Source organism: Sphingopyxis sp. LARHCG72, assembly GCF_052871675.1.
In genome coordinates this window covers 1-23,010 of the sequence record NZ_JBIXJU010000005.1, presented here as the reverse complement: position 1 = coordinate 23,010, position 23,010 = coordinate 1, and the positions used below count along the sequence as shown (strand labels likewise).

Sequence of the window (23,010 nt, the reverse complement as noted above, 5' to 3'; positions counted from 1 at the left end):
ATGACCGAGCCCGCCAAACCGATCATCCAGATCCAGAATGTCTCGAAACGCTTCGGCAAGGTGACCGCGGTCGACAATGTCAGCCTCGATATCAACGCGGGCGAATTCTTCGTGCTGCTCGGCCCATCGGGCTGCGGCAAGACGACTTTGCTCCGCATGATCGCGGGCTTCGAACTTCCGACCGAAGGCAGGATATTGATCGACGGGCAGGATATGGCGGGCATCCCGCCGAACAAACGCCCGGTGAACATGGTGTTCCAGAGCTACGCCGTGTTCCCGCATATGAGTGTCGCCGACAATGTCGCCTATGGCCTGAAGATCGCGGGCGTGAAGGGTGGCGAGGTCAAGGACCGCGTCGCCGAGGCGCTCGAGCTGGTGAAGCTCGGCGGGTTCGAGACGCGGATGCCCGACCAGATGTCGGGTGGCCAGCGCCAGCGCGTCGCGCTCGCCCGCAGCCTCGTGATGCGGCCCAAGGTGCTGCTGCTCGACGAACCGCTCTCGGCGCTCGACGCGAAGCTGCGCGCGCAGATGCAGTTCGAACTCAGCGAACTTCAGGAGAAGGTCGGCATAACCTTCGTCACCGTGACGCACGATCAGGACGAGGCGCTGTCGATGGCGTGCCGCATCGGCGTCATCAACAAGGGCGAGGTGGCGCAACTCGCGACCCCGTCGGACCTGTACGAATATCCCGCGAACCGCTTCGTAGCCGATTTCGTCGGGTCGGTGAATATCTTCGAGGGCAAGCTGACCCTCGATGAACCCGACAAGGCCGCGGTCGATTGCCCGGGGCTCGGCAAGGTCTACCTCAATCACGGCGTCACCGGCCCGCACGGCGCCGACGTCTGGGTCGCGCTGCGGCCCGAGAAAATCTATCTGCACGTCCCCGGCGCGGGCAAGGCGGTCAAGGCGGCCGCGCAGGATGCGCCCGACGGCTACAATTTCGCGCGCGGCAAGATCAAGGGGATGAGCTATCTCGGCGACATCACGCTGTTCGAGATCGAGCTGGAAACCGGCGCGCGCATTCGCGTCTCACGCCCGAACCTGTCGCGCCACGATCAGGAGGATTTCACCTGGGACGACAAGGTCAGCATGCACTGGCGCGCCGATAGCCCGGTGGTGTTGCTGGGGTAATCTGGCTTCTCTCGTCATCCCGGACTTGATCCGGGATCCATCGCAGCGTTGAAGTCATGGACCCCGGATCAAGTCCTGAGTGACGAATTGAATTAATGGGCGCCGACCTTCTTCCCCGGCAGCAGATGCAGAACGCCGACGATCACGCCGCCAAGGACAAGCCCGAAAATTCCCGCGCCGCCGGCATTGATCAGCCATTCCCAAACGCCGGCACCCGGCAGGTTGCCGGCGATGGACTTGGCAAAGGCATCGAGCCCTTCGGCAATGCCGCCGATATGATATTCGTGCAGCCCGTGGAGGAAAATCTGCCCGCCGACCCACAGCATCGCAGCGGTGCCGATCACGGCCAGCGCCGACAGGAGCTTTGGCATGAAAGACACGAGTCCGCGCCCGATCGCGCGGCGCGCGCTATTGCCCTGCTTCGCCATGTGCAGCCCGATGTCGTCCATCTTCACGATCAGCCCGACAACGCCATAGACCGCGATCGTGATCGCGATCGCGACCACCGCAAGCGTCGCCGCACGCATCGCGAAATGCTCGTCGAGCACTTCGTTCAATGCGATGACCATGATCTCAGCCGACAGGATGAAGTCGGTGCGTACCGCGCCCTTCACCATCGCCTCTTCATGGTCCTGATCGGCGACGATCGCGGCGTCTTCGGCGAGGCTCGTCTTGTCCTTCTGCAACGAATGCAGCACCTTTTCGGCGCCCTCGAAGCAAAGATAGGCGCCGCCGACCATCAGCAGCGGCGTGATCGCCCATGGCACGAAGGTCGAAAGCAACAGCAGCGCGGGCAAGATCAGCACCAGCTTGTTGAAGATCGACCCCTTGGTGATCCGCCAGATGATCGGCAGTTCGCGGTCGGGGGTAAAGCCGGTGACGTAGCGCGGGGTCACCGCGGTATCGTCGACGACCACACCCGCCGCCTTGACCCCGGCCTTCGACGCGGCGGCGCCGATATCGTCGATGCTCGCCGCAGCGACCTTGGCGATTGTCGCAATATCGTCGAGCAGGGCAAAAAGGCCGGAGGGCATAGGGTGTTGGTCTTTCCTGTTTAGAGCGCGCGGAGTTTCGGCATCACCTCATCGAGAGATTTACGGATGATGGCAACCATCTCGTCGATCTGTTCGGTGGTAATGATCAAAGGCGGGCACATGACGAGGCTGTCGCGGATGCCGCGCACCATGAGCCCGTTCGCGATGCACGCATCGCGCGCCGTCGGCCCCGCGGTCCCCTCGGCGCCGCCAAAGCGCGCGCGCGTTTCCTTGTCGGCGACGATCTCGACCGCACCGAGCAGGCCGACCGAGCGCGTTTCGCCAACGAGCGGATGGTCATCAAGGGTCGCGAGCGCTTTGGCGAGGTGCGGGCCGGTGATACTGCCGGTGCGCTCGACAAGCCCTTCGCGCTCGATGATCTCGATATTCTTGAGCGCCACCGCCGCGGCGACCGGGTGCCCCGAGTAAGTGAAGCCATGGACGAAATCACCGCCGGTCTTGAGCACGTCGACGACATGGCTCGCCACCGCGGTCGCCGAGATCGGCAGATATCCCGACGACAGACCCTTCGCCATCGGCATCAGATCGGGCGTGAAGCCCATCGTCTCATGCCCCCACATCTTGCCGGTGCGCCCGAAGCCGCAGATCACTTCGTCGGCGACGACCAGCAGGCCATATTTGCGCGCAACGGCCTCGACCTTCGGCCAATAGCCCTTGGGCGGGATAATCACACCGCCCGCGCCCTGTACCGGCTCGCCGATAAAGGCGGCGCAATTTTCGGGGCCGACCTCGAGGATCTTGTCTTCGATCGCCTGCACGCACGCGTCGCAGAATTCCCCCTCGCTCATCCCCTGCCCTTCGCCGAAATGATAGGGCTGGCGGACATGCGCGACGCCGGGGATCGGCAGGTCGCCCTGTGCGTGCATCGCCTTCATCCCGCCCAGCGAGACACCCGCGACGGTCGAACCATGATAGGCGTTCCAGCGGCTGATAAAGACCGTCCGCTTCGGCTTGCCCTTGAGCTTCCAATAATGGCGGACCATGCGGAACACCGTGTCGTTCGCTTCGCTGCCCGAGGCGTTGAAGAAGATGTGCGGCAGGCGATTGCCCGTCAGCTGGGCAATCTTCGCGGCGAGTGTCACCGTCGGCGGCGTCGCGGTCTTGAAGAAGGTGTTGTAAAAGGGCAGCTCGCGCATCTGCGCTGCTGCCGCCTCGACCAGCTCCTCGCGGCCGTAACCGACATTGACGCACCACAGGCCCGCCATGCCGTCGAGGATGCGGTGACCGTCCCCGTCGTGGATATAACAGCCCTCGGCATGGGTGATGATGCGGCTGCCGCCGAGCTTTTCAATCTCGGCCCAGTCGGCCTGTGCAGGAAGATGGTGGGCGACGTCGAGGCGGCGCAGTTCGGCGATATCGTGATTGCGGGGCATGATAAAACTCCTGATTATCTGGAAACGGAAAGAAACCGGATCCGGAACATCAGGGCGAGAAGCTGATCCGCGCAAGATAGCGGTCGTAACGGGTAACGCGCCGGTTCACAGCGCGCCTCGCAAGGCCTGACCGAGCAGGCGGAAATAGGTCTGGCTCTCTTCGTTGCCGTCGACCGCCCATTCGGGGTGCCATTGAACGGCAAGCAAGGGCGCGCCGTTGGGCCGCGCGCTGAACGCCTCGACCAGCCCGTCGGGCGCGCGCGCCTCGACCGACAGCCCGTCGGCCAGCCGTCCGACGCCCTGATAGTGCACCGAATTCACGTCGAGCGACGAAGCGCCATAGGCCGATGCCAGCATCCCGCCCTCGACCAGGTCGACATGGTGGCGATGATCGAACATCGCATCGAACAAGGTGCCGTCGGGCGTATGGTGGCGCAGCAATTCGCCGTTCGTTGCCGTATCGCGGCGCAGGGTCCCGCCGAGTGCGACATTGATATCCTGAAACCCGCGGCAGATACCGAAGAGCGGACGCTGCGCGGCAATCACCGCTTCGACCAGATCACGCATCATGCGATCGCGGTCGGGGTCGAACGGCCCCTCGCCCGCGTCATCCTCGCCATAGCGCGCGGGTTCGACATTCGACGGCGAGCCGGTCAGCAGCACGCCGTCGAGCCGCCCGACGATCTCGTCGGCGCGCATATAGTCAGGAAGCGACGGGATCAGCAGCGCGGCGCAATCGGCGTGGCGCATCGCCGCCTTCGCATAACGGTTCATCACCGCCTGCGCATATTCGGCGCCGACCTGCCGGTTGCAGGCGATGATGCCGAGGACGGGGCGGGCGGACACGGGCGGCGAAATCCTTCAGAAGGCGAGAATAGCTTGCTGCCGATTTTCTCCGGCCGATGCCAGCGATATTTGCGTCAGCCGTGCTGGCGCGCAAAAGCCGCCGCCGCACCGAACAGCCCGGGCTGCGGATGCGTGATCAGCTTGACCGGCAGCGCCGACATGAAACCTTCGAACCGCCCCTTTTCGATAAAGCGTTCGGGGAAGCCCGACCGGACGAGGCTATCACGGATCCGCAGCCCCAGCCCGCCGGCGATCACCACCCCGCTCGCGCCCTGCGCGAGCGCGAGATCGCCCGATACGCTGCCCAGCGACAAGCAGAAGCGGTCGACTGCCGCGGCGGCAAGGCTGTCCTCGCCGCTCAGCGCCTTGGTCCAGATCGCCTTGTCGTCGAGCGGCGTCACCGCGCGCCCTTCGAGCATCGCAAGCGTTTCATAGATGTCGACGATGCCGGGGCCCGACACGATGCGTTCGATCGACACGCGCCGGTGCCGTTTGCGCAGCCGCGCGAGGATCGCATCCTCGATGCTATCGAGCGGCGCGAAATCAATATGCCCGCCCTCGGTCGCCTGAACGCGATAATCGGCGCCGTCGCGCCAGATATGCGCGACGCCCAGCCCGGTTCCGGGGCCGATGACGCTGATCGTACCCGTTGCGGGGAGCGGTTCGTCGGGGCCGGTCAATCGCTCGAAATAGCTTGCGTGGGCCTGCGCGACGGCATGGCCCACCGCCTCGAAATCATTGACCAGCACATAGCGGTCGACGTTCAGCTTCTCATTGATCAGCGCCGGGCGAATGATCCACGGGTTGTTGGTGAAGCGGATAATCTCTCCGCGCGTCGGTCCCGCAATGGCGATCGCAACCGCGCGCGGTAGCGCACCGCCTTGCTGGCGCTCGAAATCCTGCCATGCGGTCTGGAAACTCGCATGGTCCTTGGTGTGCAAGGTCGTCGCCTCGCCGAGCGACAGGACGCGCCCGCCGTCGACCTCGGCAATCGCGAACCGCGCATGGGTGCCACCAATGTCCACCGTGACGATCTGTTCGCTCATGACTCTCCCTCGCCGATCCCGATATGGCCGGACTGCGCGTGGAATGTCGCATGCCCCGGTCCGATGCAACAAGGCATAGCTATGCGCGGCCCCTTGCCCTTTGCCGCCCGCGCGCCTATTTGAGAATCATTCTCAATAATAGAGAGCCGATCGATGCCCGATGTCCAGCCCGCACCCACCCACGACTGGAACGGCGACAGCGGCGCGCGCTGGGCCGCCAACCTGGCGCGGCTCGACCTGATGCTCGAGGATTTCGGCAGCGCCGCGATCGCCGCGGCCAAGGCGCAGCCCGGCGAACAGATACTCGACATCGGCTGCGGGTCGGGGACCTCGACCTTTGCGCTGGCACAGCGGGTCGGGCCGACTGGCCATGTGCTCGGGGTCGATATTTCGGAACAGCTCGTCGAGATGGCCCGCGCTGCGACTCCCGACGGCGCGTCGGTCGCTTTTCGCTGCGCCGACGCCGCGACCGCAGCTTTGCCGCAGGGGCAGTTCGACCTGCTGTTCTCGCGCTTCGGCGTGATGTTCTTCGACGATCCCGTCGCCGCCTTCGCACACATGCGCTGCGCGCTGAAGCCCGGCGGACGCGTGGCGTTCATATGCTGGCGCGGCGCGCAGGAGAATGACTGGGTCCGCTTGCCAATGGCCGCGATCCGCGACATCGTGCAGCCCGCCCCCGCCGACCCCAACGCACCTGGCCCCTTCGCCTTTGGGGACCGCCAGCGGCTCGCCGATATTGTCGCCGCGGCGGGGTTCACGGCGATCGACATCAAGCCCTTCGATACCACCCTGTCCTACGGCCGCGGCGCGAGCCGCGAGGCGGCGATCGACGACGCGCTCGACATGGCATTCCAGGTCGGCCCGCTGTCGCGCGCGCTCGCCGATCAATCCGATGATGTCCACGGCCGGGCGGCCGATGCCGTCCGAGCCGCCTTTACCGGGCGCCCCGGCGAAACATCGGTGCTTATCGACGGCGCCGCATGGGTCGTGACGGCGCAAAACTAGGCGCGCGTAGCCACGCGCATTTTTTTCCAAGGCTGCGCCGACGCTGCTCCGTCTTGTGATTATCGCCGGAACGATGCTCCGGCCCCGATCACAAGAGGAACCCGATGCGCAAGACCTTGCTGGCCTCCACCTGCCTGGCCACCCTCCTTTCGACCACGGCCTATGCCGAAACGACGATCACCACCGCGACGACGGCGCCGGTGCGGACGTCGACGATCAAATCGGGCGCGCCCGACGATATCAAGATCACCTCGGCGGGGTCGATCAAGCTGACGGCCGCGGGTCCCGCCGTCACGATCGACAGCAACCACAAGGTGATCAACGAAGGAACGATCGAGTTCAGCAACGTCAACGGCGCGACCGGCATTTTCGCCGGCGCCGGAACCTCGGGCGGGATCACCAACGCGGGCAAGATCACCATCGACGAAAGCTATGCGCCAACCGATATCGATAATGACGGCGACCTCGACGGCCCCTTTGCGATTGGCAGCAATCGCGTCGGCATCGCCACCGGCGGCGCCTTTACCGGCAACATCGTCAACGGCGGCACAATCGCGATCGAAGGCAATGATTCGGCGGGCATCCGCCTCGGCGGACCGCTGACCGGCAGCTTCATCAATGACGGCACCGTCACCGTCCTCGGCGACCGCGCGCTCGGCGTCGGGTTGCAGGATGTCACGGGCAACGTCCGCCTCGCCGGCACGATCACCGCCACGGGGCTCGACGCGACCGGCGCGCGGCTTGCGGGCAACATTACCGGGGCGCTCGTCGTCCAGGGGAATCTGACCGCCACCGGCTATCGTTTCACGACGCCGCCGGCCGACCCCTCGAAGCTCGACGCCGACGACCTGTTGACCGGCGGCAACGCGCTGTCGGTCGAAGGCAATGTGACGGGCGGCATCGTCCTCGCCGCGGCGCCCAAGGACACAAAGCCCGACGACAAGGACGAGGACAAGGACGGCATCGACGACGACAAGGAAGGCACGGCAGCGGTCCGCTCCTTCGGTTCGGCAGCGGCGGTCCGCATCGGCTCCGCCACCCAGGCGGTCACGATCGGCCCGGTCGCCGGAACCGGAACCGGCCTCGGCCTGATCATCGAAGGGTCGGTGATCGGGAACGGGCTTTATGCTGGCAAGGACGGCAACGGCATACAGATCGGTGGCCTCGGCGGCACGGTCAACATCGCCGGCGGCATCGGCATCAGCGCCACGGGCAGCGTGCTGGCGCTGTCGAAGGATACGGCCGCGACGGCGATCCGCATCGGCAGCGGCGCGACCACTCCCGAACTCCGCAACGCCGGCAAGATCGACGCGACGACCGCGGGCAACACCGCGAACTCGATCGCGACGGCGGTGCTGGTCGAGGCGGGCGGCGACGTGCCGCTGATCCGCAACAGCGGTTCGATCACCGCCAAGACCGGCGGCGACAACGGCACTGCGCGCGCCATTGTCGACCTGTCGGGCAAGGTTGGCACGGTCGAGAACAGCGGCACGATCAGCGCCACGGGCGCCCTCGCTTCGTCGGATCGCAATATCGCGATCGACCTGTCGACGAACAGCACTGGTGCGACGGTCAAGCAGACCGCGGTGGCCGCGGGAATCACCGCGCCCAGCATCATCGGCGACGTCCGCTTCGGCAGCGGCAACGACATATTCGACATCGCCGACGGCTCGGTAAAGGGGAACAGCTTCTTCGGTGCCGGCAACAACAAGCTCGCGCTGTCGGGTGACGCGACCTACGCCGGCAACGCCCGCTTCGGTACCGGCAACGACACGATGACGCTCGCCGGAACGTCGAAGTTCACCGGTCTGGCGGACTTCGGCGGCGGCGCCGATACGTTGACCATCGGCGGCACGTCGATTTTCTCGGGCACGCTCGCCAATTCGCAGGGCCTCGCGGTATCGGTCTCCGGCGGCACCTTCGACGTCGGCGGCGCCGCGACGATTTCGTCGCTCGCGATTACCGACAAGGGCACGCTGGGCGTGATGCTCGATACGGGCACCACCGGAACCAACCTCCAGGTCACCGGCAACGCCAGCTTCGGCGCCGAATCGAAACTCGCGCTGAAGCTGTCGAGCATCGAAAAGGCCGAGGGACAGCATGTCGTGCTGACTGCCGGCAGCCTGACCGGCGCGAACAACCTGACCGCGTCGCAGACCTTGCTGCCCTTCCTGTACAAGGGCACGCTGACGTCGAATGCCACGCAGTTGATCGTCGACGTCTCGCGCAAGAGCACGACCGAACTCGGCCTGAATCGCTCCGAAGCCGGGGCATTCGACGCGGTGCTCGACGCCGTGATCGCCGACAAGAAGGTCGAGGGCGTCTTCCTCGGCATCACCGACGGCGCCCAGTTCCGGGGCCAACTCGGCCAGATGCTTCCCGAACATGAGGGCGGCGTGTTTGAAACCGTCACTTCGGGCTCGCGCGCGCTGTCGCGTTATCTCCAGGACCCCAATGCGCCGTTCCAGGACGAAGGCAAATGGGGCTATTGGGTCAACCAGGCGGTCTGGGGCACCTCGAAGAGCATCGGCAACACCGCGAGCTATGACGTCAGCGGCTGGGGCATTTCGGGCGGCGCCGAAATCAAGAGCGACATCGGCAACTTCGGTGGCTCGATCGCCTATCTCAGCGGCAAGGACGCCAACGGCAGCAACGCCAATGAAGTCAGCACCAGCCAGTTCGAAGGCGCGCTGCACTGGCGCCTGCGCTCGGACGGCTTCATGGCGAACGCCCGCGTTTCGGGTGCGCCGATCAGCATGAAGGGCACGCGCATCTTCCGCGCCGAAGCCGGCGCCGAGGACATCGAAAAGACCATGAAGGGCAAATGGGACGGCACCTTGTGGTCGGCCTCGGGCTCGCTCGCCTATGACGCCCGTGCCGGCGGCCTGACGATCCGCCCGATGGTCGCGGTCGATTACTTCAAGCTGAAGGAAGACGGCTATCAGGAAACCGGCGGCGGCGATGCGCTCGATCTCAAGGTGCTGAGCCGCGACAGCGACGAACTCGCCGTGTCGGGGACCGTTGCCATCGGGCTCGATTTCGGCGGCGCCGACGAATATGACGGCTGGACCCGCTTCGAACTCGAAGGCGGCCGCCGCCAGATCGTCAGCGGCACGCTGGGCGCGACCACCGCGTCGTTCAAGGACGGCACTCCCTTCACTCTCACTCCTGATGATCGCACGAGCGGCTGGATCGGCCGTTTCCGTGGCATCGCCGGAAATTCGGCCTTCCAGGTCGCCGGCGAAGTGTCCGCGGAAGAACAGCAAAGCCATATCGGCTGGGCTTTCCGTGCGAGTCTGCGGGTCGGCCTCTAGCCCCCCTGGCCGGCCCCGCCCGCGAGGGGGAAGCGTTACCCCTACCCACGCTTCCCCCTTGCCTTGGGACATGAACGAAGAAACCGATGCTTGCACTGGCCATCATCCCTCTCCCTCCGCCGCGGTTGCACCGCAGGCCATTGGCGCTATATGACGGCGCAATCAGGGGGACGTATGGCGCAGCAAGAATGGGCGCTGACCGACAGAAGATGGCGTTCCAAAGCAAGCAATCCATGACCGAGCCGCGTGACCGAACCGACGCCGCCCAAGGCATCGAAGGCGTATTGCTCGCCAACCGGGACCGTATCGTCCGCTTTCTGGAGGTTCGCGGCGCCGCCGACGGTGCCGAAGACCTGTTCCAGGACTTGTGGATGCGACTGACCGACCGGCGAAGCGGGCCGATTGCCGACCCCCTGCCCTATATCATGCGCGCCGCGAACAATCTGATGCTCGATCGCTATCGCTCGGCGCGACAGCGCGAGCTGCGTGACAAGGCATGGGGCGAAGCCTCCGCCGCGCACGCGCCGTCGAGCGAAACCTCGCTGATCTCGCGCGAGCAGCTCGTGCTGGTTGAAAAGGCGATCGCCGCGACCGGCGAACGGCCGGCGCGCATCTTCCGCCGCTTTCGCGTCGACGGCCTCAGCCAGCGCGATATAGCCGGTGAAATGGGGGTCAGCCTGAGTACCGTCGAAGCCGATCTGCGCAAGGTCTATGCCGCGCTCGCCGTCATCCGGAGGCAGTTCGATGCAAGCTGACCGGACGACCACCGAAGCGCGCGCGATCGACTGGCTGATCCGCCAGCGCGATCCCCTGTTCGATGACTGGGACGGCTTCGCCGACTGGCTCGCCGAGGATGCGGATCATGCCGCAATCTATGATGCGGTCGCGAGCCTCGACCGCGATCTCGATGCGTTGCCCCCGGTTGAGAAACCTTCGGTGGTGACGGTACCCGACGCCCCGCGCCGCCCGTCGCGGCGTGCGTGGTTCGGCGGTGCGATGGCGGCCGCGCTCGTCGGCGCGATCAGCCTGTCGGGCCTGAACCCGTTCGGCAGTGCGGACCGGATCGAAACCCTGGCGGGCGAACATCGTACGGTCACGCTCGCCGACGGATCGAAGATCGAGATCAACGGCGCGTCGGTGGTCGAAATCGACAAGGACCGTCCGCGCTTTGCCCGGCTGGAATCGGGCGAGGCGATGTTCCACGTCGTGCACCGCGACAATGATCCCTTCGTCGTCGAAACGGGCGGCGCCAGGATCGTCGACCTCGGCACCGCGTTCAATGTCGTGCGCCGCGATCGCCAGACCTCGGTCGCAGTCTCCGAAGGCATCGTCCTTTACAACCCCGACCGCGACAAGGTCCGCCTCGTCGCGGGCAAGGGGATCGAAGCCCGCGATGGCGACCGCAAACCGCCCGTCGTAAAGGATGTCGACGTTGCGAATGTCGGCGGCTGGCGCAGCGGCCTGCTCGTCTATAACGGCACTCCGCTCGCCGTCGTCGCCGAGGACCTGAAGCGCACCGCCGGGATGCAGGTCAGCATCGCGCCCGAGGCGAACGACCTGTCGTTCCGCGGCGCGCTGATTATCGACAAGAACCGCAACCGCACGATCGCCGACCTCGCCGCGCTGTCGGGCACCCGGGCCGAGCGCCAAGGCGATGGCTGGATATTGACCCGCTGAACATGCGATCGCGCCTTTCCCTTGCCGCAGCAGCAATCGCGTTGAGCCTGCCCGCGCAGGCTCTGGCGGCGGAGGAACGCGCCTTCGACGTACCCAAGGGAAGCCTGTCGAGCGTCTTGCCGGTCATCAGCCGGCAGGCCGGGGTCAGCATCAGCGTCGTCGATGCGAAACTCTGGCAGGCGCGCGTCAAGCCGGTACGCGGACGGATGAGCGTCGACGAGGCGATCCGCCGCCTGCTCGCCGGATCCGACGCGCGCGCGGTGCGCGTCAGCGCGACGAGCTGGCGGATCGAGCCGCGCCCCGCTGCACCGCGCGTCGCACGCGCGACACCCGCACCGCGACAGGCCCCCCAACCGCGCGCTCGCGAACCATCGCAGGACGCGGTTGCTTCGGCAGAGGACGAAATCATCGTCACCGCGTCGAAGACCGATCTTCCCTATTCGCACTTTGCGGGCGTCGTCACCCAACTGGATGGCGGCGATTTGACCTTTGGCGGCGAACGCGGGATGGATTCGATCCTGTCACGGACCGCCACCGTCTCTTCGACCCACCTCGGTTCGGGGCGCAACAAGCTGTTCATTCGCGGTATCGCCGATTCGAGCTTCACCGGTCCGACCCAGTCGACCGTCGGCCAATATTTCGGGGACATCCGTCTCAGCTACAACGCCCCCGACCCCGACCTCCGGCTTTACGACGTCGACAATGTCGAAATCCTCGAAGGACCGCAGGGCACGTTGTACGGGGCCGGGTCGCTCGGCGGCATCATCCGCGTCGTGCCCAAGGCACCCGATCCGCGCGCGATGACGATACAGGCGATCGCGGGCGTCTCGATCACCCAGCATGGCGATCCCGGTGGCGACATCGCCGCGATAGCCAACCTTCCCGTCGGCGAAGACGGCCATGCGCTGCGCCTCGTCGGCTATATGCTGACCGACGGCGGCTATATCGACAATCCGCTACGCGGGCAGAACGATGTCAACCGCGTCCATGTGCGCGGCGGGCGTGGGACCTTCCGCTTCGAGGCCGGCGACGACTGGACGGTCGATTTCGGCGGCGTTTACCAGGCGATCACGTCGGACGATGCCCAATATGCCGACAAGGACGGCCCGCCGCTGACGCGCAATTCGATGGTCGAACAGAATGCGACCGCGCGCTACGGCATGGGCACGATCGTCGTCATGAAGGACTGGGACGACCTGCACTTCCAGTCGTCGAACGCCTTCATCGACCACCGCCTGTTCGAGCGCTTCGACGCCAGCCTTCCCGAAGCGCGACAAGGGTCCGATATGTCCAACGGCGGCGTGCCTGCCCCGCCTTCGGTTGCAGCGGTCGATGTCGAGCGCCTGTTCGCGCCCATTCAGGTCATTCCGCTGAACGATGTTCCGCGCGTGCTCGACCAGCATAATGCGACGCGCATGTTCGTCAGCGAAAACCGCCTGTCCCGGCCGTATCGCGATGGGCTGGGCTGGGTCGTCGGCGCCAGCTTCATCGACAATCGGGCGCGGCAGGACCGCGAATATGGCTATGGCCCGCTCCGCGCGGTCCTGCCCGGTGTGACCAACCGGATCACCGAATTCACCGGCTATGCCGAGGCCACGGTCGAGGTGATGCCGAACCTGATCGCTTCGGGCGGCGTCCGCCTGTCGCACGCGAAGCTCGGCGGCGAGGCCGAAGGCGTCTCTTTCGCCCTCTCGCAGGCGGGGCGTGCGACGACCGCCTCGCGCAACGAAACCGACCTGCTACCGTCCTTTTCGCTGCTCGCGACGCCGCTGCACAATGTCCGGATCTATGCGCGCTATCAGGAAGGTTTCCGCCCCGGCGGCCTCGCGGTCGACGGCAATTTCGTACGACGCTTCCTCAACGACCAGGTGCGGACATGGGAAGCCGGAATGCGCTTCGGCGACAAAGGGCAGAGCCTGTTCGACGCCAGCGTCTCGATCTCGCACAGCCGCTGGCGCAACATCCAGGCCGATTTTATCGACAGCACGGGTTTCCCGACCACCGCCAACATCGGCGACGGGCGTATCACCAGCATTTCAGGCGCGCTCGCGATGCGTCCGACCGAAACGCTGACCTTTGAGCTGGGCGCGGTCTATAACCACAGCCGGGTCGACGACCTCGCGCCGCGGATCCTGCCCGTATTCGACACGGCGCCGGGCCGGCTCGGCCGCATTCCCAATGTTGCGAGCCATGCGGTGCGCGGTTCGGTGAACTATGCCACGGTCATCGGCGACGAGGGATTCCGCGTGAACGGCTGGGCCAACTATATCGGCCCGTCGCGGCTCGGCATCGGGCCGGTGCTCGGCGAAAGCCAGGGCGATTATATCGATACGGGCCTCGCGATGCGCGTCGGCAACGAACGCCGCGGGCTGTCATTCACGCTGACCAATTTGTTCGATTCGCGCGGAAACCGCTTTTCGCTGGGTACGCCCTTCGTCGAGGGCAATGAAGGGTTCCTGACCCCGCTGCGCCCGCGCACGCTTCGGATCGCCGTCGACGTCGCCTATTAAGGCGACGCCGCGGCTCTCCCAATCAATCCGCCGGGCCGTCGGTCGGCCGCGACGGCGAAGCCGTCAGTCGGCCAGCGTAATTCGTTCGTAACGGTCCATATGATGATCGACGCTGCCGAACTGACCCTCGATCATCGTCGACCGCTTGAAATAATGGCCGATCGCCAGTTCCTGCGTGATGCCGATGCCGCCGTGCGTCTGGATCGCGTTCTGGCCTACGAAATTGGCGCCGCGCCCGACCTTCGCCTTCGCGGCCGAGACTGCCGCCATGCGCTCGTTCGCAGGCAAGCCCAGCTTCAGCGTGCCCATGATCGTCATCGAGCGCGCCTGTTCGACCTCCATGAACATGTCGACCATGCGGTGCTGGAGTACCTGGAATTTCGCGATCGGCACGCCGAACTGCTTGCGCTGCTGCGTATATTCGAGAGTGCCTTCGTGCAGTTTCTGCATCACGCCGGTCGCCTCGGCGCACACCGCAACGGTGGCCTCGTCGACGATCTGCTCGATCAGCGGCAGCGCGGCCCCTTCGCCGCCCAGCAGCGCGTCACCGGGGATCGCGACATTCTCGAAATAGATTTCCGACGCGCGGCTGCCGTCGACGGTCGGATAGTCGCGGCGAACGATGCCCGGCAGGTTGGCGTCGACCAGGAACAGCGACACGCCATCCTTGTCACGCTGGTTGCCGCCGGTGCGCGCGGTGACGAGCAAGTGGGTCGCCCAGGGCGCGGCATAGACCACACCCTTATGGCCGTTCAGCACATAATCCGCGCCGTCTTTCTTCGCGGTGGTGCGCAGGTTCGCAAGGTCGTAGCGCCCCTGCGGCTCGGCATAGGCGAAGGCGATGATCGCATTGCCCGCGATGATCTCTGGAATGAACGCATCGGCCTGCGCGCCGCCGACGGCCTTGAGCGCGCCGCCCGCGATCACCACGGTCGGCAGATAGGGCTCGATCCCGATGACCTTGCCCAGCTCCTCCATGACAATCGCATTTTCGAGCGCACCGCCGCCGAGGCCGCCATGTTCTTCGGCAAAGGGCGCGCCGAGCATGCCGAGTTCCTGCGCGAGCGCAGTCCAGATCGCGGGGTCGCGACCGCTGTCCGAATGGATGAACTTCTGGCGCGTTTCGAAATCATAGGTGTCGCCGAGGAAGCGGGCGAGCGTGTCGCGGATCATGTCCTGCGTTTCGGTGTAGGTGAAATCCATTCTTCTATTCCCTAATTTCACCGTCACCCCGGCGAAGGCCGGGGTCTCGAGGCCTTGGGGCCGAGATTCCGGCTCCCGCCGGAATGACGTGGATTATCTGATCAGAGTCCGAGCACCATCTTCGCGATGATGTTGCGCTGAATCTCGTTCGACCCGCCATAGATCGTCGTCTTGCGCGTGTTGAAATAGGTCGGCGCGGCGCGGTGCGCGTAATCAGGCCCGATCGGATGCTCGTTGTCGCCCTCGCCAAAGCCGCGAAAATAGGGCGCACCATAATGACCGACGGCTTCGAGCGTCAGTTCGGTGAGGCGCTGCTGGATTTCCGAACCCTTGATCTTGAGCAGGCTCGATTCCGGCCCCGGACCGCGGTTAGCGTTCGGACCGGCAAGGCTGCGCAGTTCGGTGAATTCGAGCGCCGCGAGATCGACTTCGAGGTCGGCGACCTTGCGCTTGAAGAAAGCGTTGGCGAGCAGCGGCTTGTCGCCGTCGAGTTCGGTGCGGGCAATCGCCTTCACCTTCTCGATCCCGCGCTTCGAGGCCGCGACGCCGGCGATGCCGGTGCGCTCGTGCGCGAGCAGGAACTTGGCACAGGTCCAGCCCTTATTCTCTTCGTAAACGCGCTGCGATTGCGGCACGCGGACGTCCTCCAGCCACACTTCGTTGACCTCATGCTCGCCGCCCAAGGTGATGATCGGGCGCACGGTGATGCCGGGTGATTTCATGTCGATGAGGAGGAAGCTGATGCCTTCTTGCTGCTTGGCGTCCTTGTCGGTGCGGACGAGGAAGAAGCCCCAGTCGGCATGCTGTGCCAGCGTCGTCCAGGTCTTTTGACCGTTGACGATATAATCGTCGCCATCGGGAACCGCGGCGGTGCGTAGCGAGGCGAGGTCGGAGCCCGAGCCGGGTTCCGAATAACCCTGACACCACCAATCCTCGCCCGACAGGATGCGCGGCAGGAAATGCGCTTTCTGCTCGGGCGTGCCGAAGGTGTAGATAACGGGACCGACCATCGCGAGGCCGAAAGGCATCAGGCGAATGCAGTCGGCGCGGGCGGTTTCCTCGGACCAGATGAAACGCTGCGTCGGCGTCCAGCCGGTGCCGCCATATTCGACCGGCCAAGCGGGCGCGATCCAGCCCTTCTTGTGCAGGATCTTGTGCCAGACGAGGAAATCCTCCTTGGACAGCTCCTCGCCCTCATCCTGTTTTCCGCGCAGCTCGGCGGGGTAATTTTCGGCGATGAAGTCGCGCACTTCCTTCTGGAAGGCGAGATCTTCGGGGCTGAATTCCATGTCCATCACGAATCTCCCATCGGGTAATGGCGCCCTTATACTGGGCGCTCACCTTTACGTAAACGGCAAGTTGCGACTTGCAACCTTCCTTCCCCGATGATTGCGCGTAACGGGCACGCTTGTCCAGCGCGGCCGCCCTTGCCGATACAGGAATGCCGCCTAACCGGTAGCCCGCGGGGTCGCGAGGATGACCGCCCCGTCGCTCGCATAAGCGCCGCGAACTTCGGCGATCGACAGGGTAACGGGCAGGATCGCGCCGTCGCGCGTGATCATCTCGGAACCGATACGCGCCGGTTCGCCGGTGCGGAACACCGATTCCAGCGCCTCGACAAAGGCCTGCCGCTGGCCGATCGCGAGGAGCGCCGAAAAGCGCACCCGCCGGATCGCGGCCGCATCGACCCCGACCATGGTGGTCAGTGTCTCGTTCGCGGTCTCGACCGTTTCGCGCACGGTGATGCGCGCGTGTCCGATATCGCCGTCGGCCTCGACAGCCGCAAGCAGCGCACTCCGTGCATCGCCCGCGGCACATTCCTCCATCGTTTCGCTGACATCGCGCAGGATGATCGCACCGCCCGTCGGCACGGGTACCAGGTCGACCCGCAGCCATTGGCGCGGGCCCCGCGCGAAAGATACGGATTATTCCGCGGCCTCCAGCTTGTCCTGCGTGCGAAGATCGAAATCCGACGCATCGTGCCGTTCGTGGAGCTGGCTCGCCGGATCGCCCATCACGCGATTGACCATCCGCCCGCGTTTCACCGCCGGGCGCGCGGCAATCTGGTCGGTCCAGCGCTGAACATGCTTGTAATCGTCGACCTGCAGGAACTCGCCGGCGTCATAGACGAGCCCCTTCACGAGCGCGCCGTACCAGGGCCAGATCGCCATGTCGGCGATCGTATAATCGGCGCCGGCGATAAACTCATGGTCCGCAAGGCGGCGGTCGAGCACGTCCAGCTGGCGCTTCACCTCCATCGCATAGCGGTTGATCGGATATTCCTGCTTGAACGGCGCATAGGCATAGAAGTGGCCGAAGCCGCCGCCGAGGAAGGGCGCGCTCCCCATCTGCCACATCAGCCAGGACAGGGTTTCGGCGCGCTTCGCGGTTTCGGTCGGCAGGAATGCGCCGAACTTCTCGGCAAGGTGGATCAGAATCGCGCCCGATTCGAACACGCGGATCGGCTCCGGGCCGCTGCGGTCGACAAGCGCGGGGATCTTGCTGTTCGGGTTGGCGTCGACAAAGCCGCTCGAAAACTGGTCGCCGTCGCCGATCTTGATCAGCCAGGCGTCATATTCGGCGCCGCTGTGCCCTGCGGCCAGCAGCTCCTCGAGCATTACCGTGACCTTCACGCCGTTCGGCGTGCCGAGCGAATAGAGCTGGAGCGGATGCTTGCCGACCGGTAGCTCCTTGTCGTGCGTCGGCCCCGCGATGGGACGGTTGATGTTGGCGAAACGCCCGCCGCTTTCCTTGTCCCACGTCCAGATCTTCGGCGGCACATATTCGCTGTTATCGGTCATCGGAAACTCCTGGGCTGATTTTTATACTGACCGGTAACTTAATTGGCGATTGGCGTTTGTCCACCCTCGCCGGCTCAAATAATCCTTGCCGTCCGCAAAGCCGAAATGGCTTCAGCGTCGTAGCCGAGTTCCGAGAGGATCGCGTCGCTGTGCTCGCCCACCTGCGGCGCGCGTGCGGGATTGACCTTGTCACTGGCCGAAAGGTGGATCGGCGCGCGGATCACCGGAATGCTGCCCGCCGCGCCCGGATATCCGACCGGCTCGACCAGCCCCATCGCCGCGACCTGCGGCTGTGCCAGCGCTTCACCAGCTCGCAGGACGGGAGCCGCGGGAACGCGCGCCGCGGCGAGTTCGGCGATCGCGTCCGCGCTCGTGCGTTCGATGCACCAGCGCTGCATGATCGCGCTCAGCTCCTCGCCATTATTGCCCCGCAGGATATCGCTGGCGTAAAGCGGGTCGTCGACGAGCTCCGGCTGTCCCACAAGGTCGGCCCAGCGCGCGAAGATCGGCGCGCCGACGATCTGGGTGAGGATCCAACCGTCGCGCGTGCGGAACACATCAGTCGGCCCCGAACTGAAGGCGCGATTGCCGATCGGCTGGCGATCGATGCCGTTCAGCGCATGGTCGATGGTGAGCGCATTCGACATCGCGAGCGCGGTGCCGAGCAGCGATCCCGACACGCACTGCCCTTTCCCCGTCGCCTCGCGCTCACGCAGCGCCAGCATGACGCCGAAAGCAGAGTGGAGCGCGGTGCCGAAATCGACATAATTGACCTGCGCGCGGTACGGCTGGTCGGCCGTGCCGGTCAGGTGCACCGTACCCGACATCGCCTGCCCCACCGCGTCGAAGCCGACGCGGCTGGCGAGCGGACCGTCGCTGCCGAACGCTGACGCCGTCGCGAGGATGATGCGCGGGTTGATCGCCGACAGGCTGTCATAATCGAGCCCGAGCTTCACCAGCGCGTCATGCGGCATGTTGGCGATCACGACATCGGCCGTTTTGACGAGGCGGCGGACGATTTCGCGCCCTTCCACGCTACCGGGTTTCAACGTCAGGCACCGCTTCGCGCGGTTCATCTGCATGAACATCGCACCCGATCCGTCGTCGGAGACCGGCACCGTATAGCGGTCGTCGTTGCCGCCCGGCGCCTCGATCCGGATCACGTCGGCGCCATAATCGGCGAGCAGCGCCGCACAATAGGGGCCGGCGATATAGCGACCGAAATCGAGTACCCGGATTCCCTTCAACGGCACGCTCCACCCTCCCGTCTATCCTGTCCTGCATCCGGGCTAGCAGCCGCTCGTCGACGCTGCCAGTTCTTCGTCGAAACCTGTCCCTTGCATGTTCGCGCCCGGACCATATGGTCGGCACATAATTTCAAACGGGGATAATTTCATGGCGCGCATCGCTCTCGCCCTCGCGGCGACTCTGGCTTGTTCCACCTCGGTCTGGGCGCAAAGCGCGCCGGCACCGGCAGCACCCGCCGCCGATGCGAAACCCGACAAATGGGACGTCAACGCGCCGCCGGGCATGGCGACGCGTAAGGTTCAGCTCGCCGTCGACGAAGGCAGCTGGATGAATGTCGACGTCGCCCCCGATGGCCGCACGATCGCGTTCGACCTGCTCGGCGACATTTATACGATGCCAATCGAGGGCGGCACGCCGACGCGTATCGCCGAAGGCCTCGCCTATGAGCACCAGCCGCGCTTTTCGCCCGACGGCAGGCGCATCGCCTTTGTTTCCGACCGTGCGGGCGGCGACAATATCTGGCTGATGAACCGCGACGGCAGCGACAAGCGCCAGATCTCGAAAGAAGATTTTCGACTTCTAAACCAGCCGAGCTGGAGCCCCGACAGCCAGTTCATCGTTGCGAAGAAGCATTTCACGACCGGCCGCTCGCTCGGCACCGGCGAGGTGTGGATGTACCATGTGTCGGGCGGCGCGGGCGTACCGCTCGTCAAGAAGCCCAATGAGCGCCATCAGAAGGAACTCGGCGAGCCGACCTTCGCGCCCGACGGCGAGGGTGTCTATTACACGCGCAACGTCACCCCGGGGCCGATCTTCGAATATGCGCAGGACAGCAACACCGACCTGTTTCATATCGAACGTTATGACCTGAACGACGGCGAGGTCACGACCGTCGCCGCGGGTGCGGGCGGCGCGGTTCGGCCGTCACCCTCGCCCGACGGCAAGAAGCTCGCCTTCGTCCGCCGCGAAGGCACGCAGTCGAAGCTATATGTGAAGGACCTTTCATCGGGCACCGAGAAAAAGGTCTATGACGCGCTCGACCAGGATGTTCAGGAAACTTGGGCGGTTACCGGCGTCTATCCCAACATGGGCTGGACCCCCGACAGCAGCGACATCGTCTTCTGGGCCGGCGGCAAGCTGCGCCGCGTGAGCGCCGCCGGCGGCGAAGCGCGGGTCATCCCCTTCAGCGTCAGCGACAACCGCGTGATCGTCGATGCGACGCACCCGGCGGTCGAGGTCGCGCCCGACAGCTTTGCGACGCAGATGCCGCGCTGGGCCGAAGTGTCGCCCGATGGCCGCTCGGTCGTGTTCGAGACGCTCGGCAAGCTGTGGGTAAAGCCCGCATCGGGCGGCGCGGCGCGGCGCCTCACCGCAGCGAAGGACAATGGCTTCGAACTGTGGCCGAGCTGGTCGCGCGACGGCCGCTCGATCGTGTTCGTGCGCTGGACCGACACCGGGCTCGGCGAAGTCCATGTCGTCGGCGCGGGCGGCGGAACCTCGCGCAAGGTCACCGGAGTGCCCGGCCATTATGCCGAACCCCGCTTCTCGCCCGATGGCAAGACGATCGCCTTCGAACGGCGCGCCGGCGGCGGCCTGCGCTCGGCACGCTGGGGGGAGAATCCCGGTATCTACCGTATTCCCGCGGCCGGCGGCGCGCCCGAGCGGGTCAGCGATAATGGCGCCAAGCCGCAATTCGGTGCGGCGAATGACCGTATCTTCATGGTCACCGCCGCCGACGGCAAGAGCCAGCTCGTCAGCACCGACATGAGCGGGCAGGACAAGCGCGTCCATGCCAATGGCGAACTCGTCAGCGACTATGAAATCTCGCCCGACGGCCGCACCCTCGCCTTCCGGCAGAACTACGACGCCTATGTCACCCCACTGATGCCCGGCGGGCAGGATGTCTCGCTCGGCACCAAGAGCGGTGCGCTGCCCGTCACGCGGGTCAGCGGCAGCGGCGCCGAATATATCCATTGGTCCGACGGCGGTCGCCGCCTTCACTGGAGCCGCGGCGCGACGCTGTTCGGCGCCGACCTCGCCAGCTTCTTCACCAACGCGCCCGCCGACGAAAAGGCACCAAAGTTTGCCCCGCCGACCGACGGCGTATCGCTGTCGATGACGCAGGCGGCGGCGAAGCATAAGGGCGTCGTCGTCGTCACGGGCGCGAAGATCGTGACCATGGCCGACAAGGATGGCGGCGTGATCGAGAATGGCGCGATCGTCATCGACGGCGACCGCATCACCGCAGTCGGACCGGCGGGCGCGATCACCGTTCCCGCGGGCGCGGTGACGGTCGACGCAACGGGCAAAACGATCGTCCCCGGCTTCGTCGACGCGCACGCGCATGGATCGCACGGTGACGACGAGCTGGTTCCGCAGCAGAACTGGTCCGAAATCGTCAATCTCGCGATGGGGACGACGACCAGCCACAATCCTTCGTCGCGCGCGTCGGAAATCTTCGTCTCGTCGGAAATGCAGCGCGCGGGGCTGATCCTTGCGCCGCGCATCTTCTCGACCGGCGAGGTGATCTACGGGGCAAAGGCGGCGGGCGTCTATGCTGAGATCAACGGCTATGACGACGCGCTCGCGCACGTCCGCCGATTGAAGGCGCAGGGAGCGCACAGCGTCAAAAACTACAACCAGCCGCGCCGCGACCAGCGTCAGATGGTCGTGAAGGCCGCGCAGGCCGAAGGCCTGACCGTCGTGCCCGAGGGCGGCTCGCTGTTCACGCAGGACGTCACGCTGATCCAGGACGGCAACTCGACGGTCGAACACAACATCCCGCTCCACACCTTCTACAAGGATCTGGTGCAGCTTTGGGGACAGACGCAGGTCGATTACACGCCGACGCTCGTCGTGACCTATGGCGGCCCCGCGGGCGATCCCTATTGGCGCGCGCACACCAATGTGTGGGAGCATCCGATCCTGTCGCGCCATGCGCCGCCGGCCGAGCTCGCCGCGAACAACAAGCGCCGCGTGATCGCGCCCGAAAGCGATTATGTCGACGATGATTCGGCGCGCGAGGCGGGCAAGATCGCCGCCGCCGGCCGCATGGTGTCGATCGGCGCGCACGGCCAGCAGTCGGGGCTCGGCGCGCATTGGGAAATCTGGTCGTTCGTGCGTGGCGGCTGGAGCAATATCAACGCGCTGCGCGCCGCGACGATCATGCCCGCAACGTCGTTGGGTTATGCGAAGGATGTCGGCTCGCTCGAAGCGGGCAAGCTCGCCGACCTCCTGATCCTCGACGCCGACCCGACCGAAAACATCCGCAACACCGAGCGAATCCACCGCGTGATGCTCGGCGGACGGCTCTACGATCCGCTCACGATGAACGAGGCCGAGACGGGGAATCGCAAGCGCGAAGCCTATTGGTGGGAGGTCGACAAGCCCTGATCGGACGACGAAATCCAGCGGCGGATCGCCTTTTTGTGACGAGAGGGTTGCAAGACGTCCGGACCGCCGCTAGGGGCGTCTCCTCTCAGCGAGGAGAGTTGGCTGAGTGGTCGAAAGCGTCGCACTCGAAATGCGAAGTGCCGGCAACGGTACCGAGGGTTCGAATCCCTCACTCTCCTCCATTTTCTTATTTCCACACATCATCGACCATCGAAAAAGGCCTAGGGAAACCTAGGCTTTTTCGATGATTCGGATCCCCATGCATCCCCACGTGTCCAGACTGATCTGCCCCCTTCTGAGTGGTCCAAAATTGATGATATTTTGGATTACGAAGGAGATTATGAATGCCGAGCAAGAAGCATCGCCCGGAAGAGATTATCGGCAAGCTGCGTGAAGCGGAGGTTGTTC

16 protein-coding genes and 1 tRNA gene are annotated in these 23,010 nt (G+C 65.2%); 8 read left to right on the top strand and 9 right to left on the bottom strand.

Annotation, left to right across the window (positions count from 1 at the left end; translation table 11 throughout):
• Window positions 1-1,131 carry an ABC transporter ATP-binding protein gene (locus ACIPPQ_RS12310; protein ID WP_446544379.1) on the top strand — a complete coding sequence of 377 codons (1,131 nt, stop codon included), beginning with the start codon at window positions 1-3 and terminating at the stop codon, window positions 1,129-1,131.
• A 92-nt stretch (window positions 1,132-1,223) separates the two neighbouring features.
• On the opposite strand, the gene ACIPPQ_RS12305 is transcribed toward ACIPPQ_RS12310, so the two are convergent.
• The 4 genes from ACIPPQ_RS12305 to ACIPPQ_RS12290 form a co-directional block, all read right to left on the bottom strand.
• Complete coding sequence (locus ACIPPQ_RS12305; protein WP_446544378.1) at window positions 1,224-2,165, bottom strand: DUF808 domain-containing protein; 942 nt, start codon at window positions 2,163-2,165, stop codon at window positions 1,224-1,226.
• Window positions 2,166-2,185: 20 nt separating this feature from the next.
• Window positions 2,186-3,559 (bottom strand): aspartate aminotransferase family protein, encoded by a 1,374-nt coding sequence (locus ACIPPQ_RS12300; RefSeq protein WP_446544377.1) that lies wholly within the window; start codon window positions 3,557-3,559, stop codon window positions 2,186-2,188.
• Between the two features lie 105 nt (window positions 3,560-3,664).
• On the bottom strand, window positions 3,665-4,405 hold the full coding sequence (locus tag ACIPPQ_RS12295; protein ID WP_446544376.1) for a gamma-glutamyl-gamma-aminobutyrate hydrolase family protein: 741 nt from the start codon (window positions 4,403-4,405) through the stop codon (window positions 3,665-3,667).
• A gap of 74 nt (window positions 4,406-4,479) precedes the next feature.
• Window positions 4,480-5,451, bottom strand: coding sequence for a glucokinase (locus ACIPPQ_RS12290; RefSeq protein ID WP_446544375.1), 972 nt, complete (start codon window positions 5,449-5,451; stop codon window positions 4,480-4,482).
• Window positions 5,452-5,604: 153 nt separating this feature from the next.
• On the opposite strand from ACIPPQ_RS12290, the gene ACIPPQ_RS12285 reads away from it, so the two are divergent.
• The 5 genes from ACIPPQ_RS12285 (at window position 5,605) to ACIPPQ_RS12265 (ending at window position 13,957) form a co-directional block, all read left to right on the top strand.
• On the top strand, window positions 5,605-6,456 hold the full coding sequence (locus tag ACIPPQ_RS12285; RefSeq protein WP_446544374.1) for a class I SAM-dependent methyltransferase: 852 nt from the start codon (window positions 5,605-5,607) through the stop codon (window positions 6,454-6,456).
• A gap of 104 nt (window positions 6,457-6,560) precedes the next feature.
• Window positions 6,561-9,770, top strand: coding sequence for an autotransporter outer membrane beta-barrel domain-containing protein (locus ACIPPQ_RS12280; RefSeq protein ID WP_446544373.1), 3,210 nt, complete (start codon window positions 6,561-6,563; stop codon window positions 9,768-9,770).
• Window positions 9,771-10,003: 233 nt separating this feature from the next.
• Window positions 10,004-10,525, top strand: a complete 522-nt coding sequence (locus ACIPPQ_RS12275; protein WP_446544372.1) for an RNA polymerase sigma factor — start codon at window positions 10,004-10,006, stop codon at window positions 10,523-10,525.
• A complete protein-coding gene (locus ACIPPQ_RS12270) occupies window positions 10,515-11,447 on the top strand; it encodes a FecR family protein (RefSeq protein ID WP_446544371.1) in 933 nt (310 codons plus the stop codon). The genes ACIPPQ_RS12275 and ACIPPQ_RS12270 overlap by 11 nt, the downstream gene beginning before the upstream one ends.
• Before the next feature lie 2 nt (window positions 11,448-11,449).
• Window positions 11,450-13,957 carry a TonB-dependent receptor domain-containing protein gene (locus ACIPPQ_RS12265; RefSeq protein ID WP_446544370.1) on the top strand — a complete coding sequence of 836 codons (2,508 nt, stop codon included), beginning with the start codon at window positions 11,450-11,452 and terminating at the stop codon, window positions 13,955-13,957.
• A gap of 63 nt (window positions 13,958-14,020) precedes the next feature.
• On the opposite strand, the gene ACIPPQ_RS12260 is transcribed toward ACIPPQ_RS12265, so the two are convergent.
• The 5 genes from ACIPPQ_RS12260 to ACIPPQ_RS12240 form a co-directional block, all read right to left on the bottom strand.
• Entirely contained in the window at window positions 14,021-15,160 is a 1,140-nt protein-coding gene (locus ACIPPQ_RS12260; protein WP_446544369.1) for an acyl-CoA dehydrogenase family protein, read from the bottom strand.
• A gap of 101 nt (window positions 15,161-15,261) precedes the next feature.
• Window positions 15,262-16,455, bottom strand: a complete 1,194-nt coding sequence (locus ACIPPQ_RS12255; RefSeq protein WP_446544368.1) for an acyl-CoA dehydrogenase family protein — start codon at window positions 16,453-16,455, stop codon at window positions 15,262-15,264.
• Window positions 16,456-16,608: 153 nt separating this feature from the next.
• Entirely contained in the window at window positions 16,609-17,031 is a 423-nt protein-coding gene (locus tag ACIPPQ_RS12250) for a hypothetical protein (RefSeq protein ID WP_446544367.1), read from the bottom strand.
• A gap of 54 nt (window positions 17,032-17,085) precedes the next feature.
• Window positions 17,086-17,961 (bottom strand): glutathione-dependent disulfide-bond oxidoreductase, encoded by an 876-nt coding sequence (yghU, locus tag ACIPPQ_RS12245; RefSeq protein WP_446544366.1) that lies wholly within the window; start codon window positions 17,959-17,961, stop codon window positions 17,086-17,088.
• Between the two features lie 74 nt (window positions 17,962-18,035).
• Window positions 18,036-19,214, bottom strand: coding sequence for a CaiB/BaiF CoA transferase family protein (locus ACIPPQ_RS12240; RefSeq protein WP_446544365.1), 1,179 nt, complete (start codon window positions 19,212-19,214; stop codon window positions 18,036-18,038).
• 142 nt (window positions 19,215-19,356) lie between these two features.
• Between ACIPPQ_RS12240 and ACIPPQ_RS12235 the strand changes: the two genes are divergently transcribed.
• Window positions 19,357-22,602 (top strand): amidohydrolase family protein, encoded by a 3,246-nt coding sequence (locus ACIPPQ_RS12235; RefSeq protein WP_446544364.1) that lies wholly within the window; start codon window positions 19,357-19,359, stop codon window positions 22,600-22,602.
• 92 nt (window positions 22,603-22,694) lie between these two features.
• Window positions 22,695-22,784: transfer RNA gene (locus ACIPPQ_RS12230), tRNA-Ser, on the top strand.
• Window positions 22,785-23,010: the final 226 nt, after the last annotated feature.

Coding starts and splice junctions, on each gene's coding strand:
- ACIPPQ_RS12305 (WP_446544378.1), bottom strand. CDS start 2,165: ATGCCCTCCGGCCTTTTTGCCCTGCTCGACGATATTGCGACAATCGCC.
- ACIPPQ_RS12275 (WP_446544372.1), top strand. CDS start 10,004: ATGACCGAGCCGCGTGACCGAACCGACGCCGCCCAAGGCATCGAAGGC.
- ACIPPQ_RS12260 (WP_446544369.1), bottom strand. CDS start 15,160: ATGGATTTCACCTACACCGAAACGCAGGACATGATCCGCGACACGCTC.
- ACIPPQ_RS12310 (WP_446544379.1), top strand. CDS start 1: ATGACCGAGCCCGCCAAACCGATCATCCAGATCCAGAATGTCTCGAAA.
- ACIPPQ_RS12300 (WP_446544377.1), bottom strand. CDS start 3,559: ATGCCCCGCAATCACGATATCGCCGAACTGCGCCGCCTCGACGTCGCC.
- yghU (WP_446544366.1), bottom strand. CDS start 17,961: ATGACCGATAACAGCGAATATGTGCCGCCGAAGATCTGGACGTGGGAC.
- ACIPPQ_RS12265 (WP_446544370.1), top strand. CDS start 11,450: ATGCGATCGCGCCTTTCCCTTGCCGCAGCAGCAATCGCGTTGAGCCTG.
- ACIPPQ_RS12270 (WP_446544371.1), top strand. CDS start 10,515: ATGCAAGCTGACCGGACGACCACCGAAGCGCGCGCGATCGACTGGCTG.
- ACIPPQ_RS12255 (WP_446544368.1), bottom strand. CDS start 16,455: ATGGACATGGAATTCAGCCCCGAAGATCTCGCCTTCCAGAAGGAAGTG.
- ACIPPQ_RS12285 (WP_446544374.1), top strand. CDS start 5,605: ATGCCCGATGTCCAGCCCGCACCCACCCACGACTGGAACGGCGACAGC.
- ACIPPQ_RS12235 (WP_446544364.1), top strand. CDS start 19,357: ATGGCGCGCATCGCTCTCGCCCTCGCGGCGACTCTGGCTTGTTCCACC.
- ACIPPQ_RS12280 (WP_446544373.1), top strand. CDS start 6,561: ATGCGCAAGACCTTGCTGGCCTCCACCTGCCTGGCCACCCTCCTTTCG.
- ACIPPQ_RS12290 (WP_446544375.1), bottom strand. CDS start 5,451: ATGAGCGAACAGATCGTCACGGTGGACATTGGTGGCACCCATGCGCGG.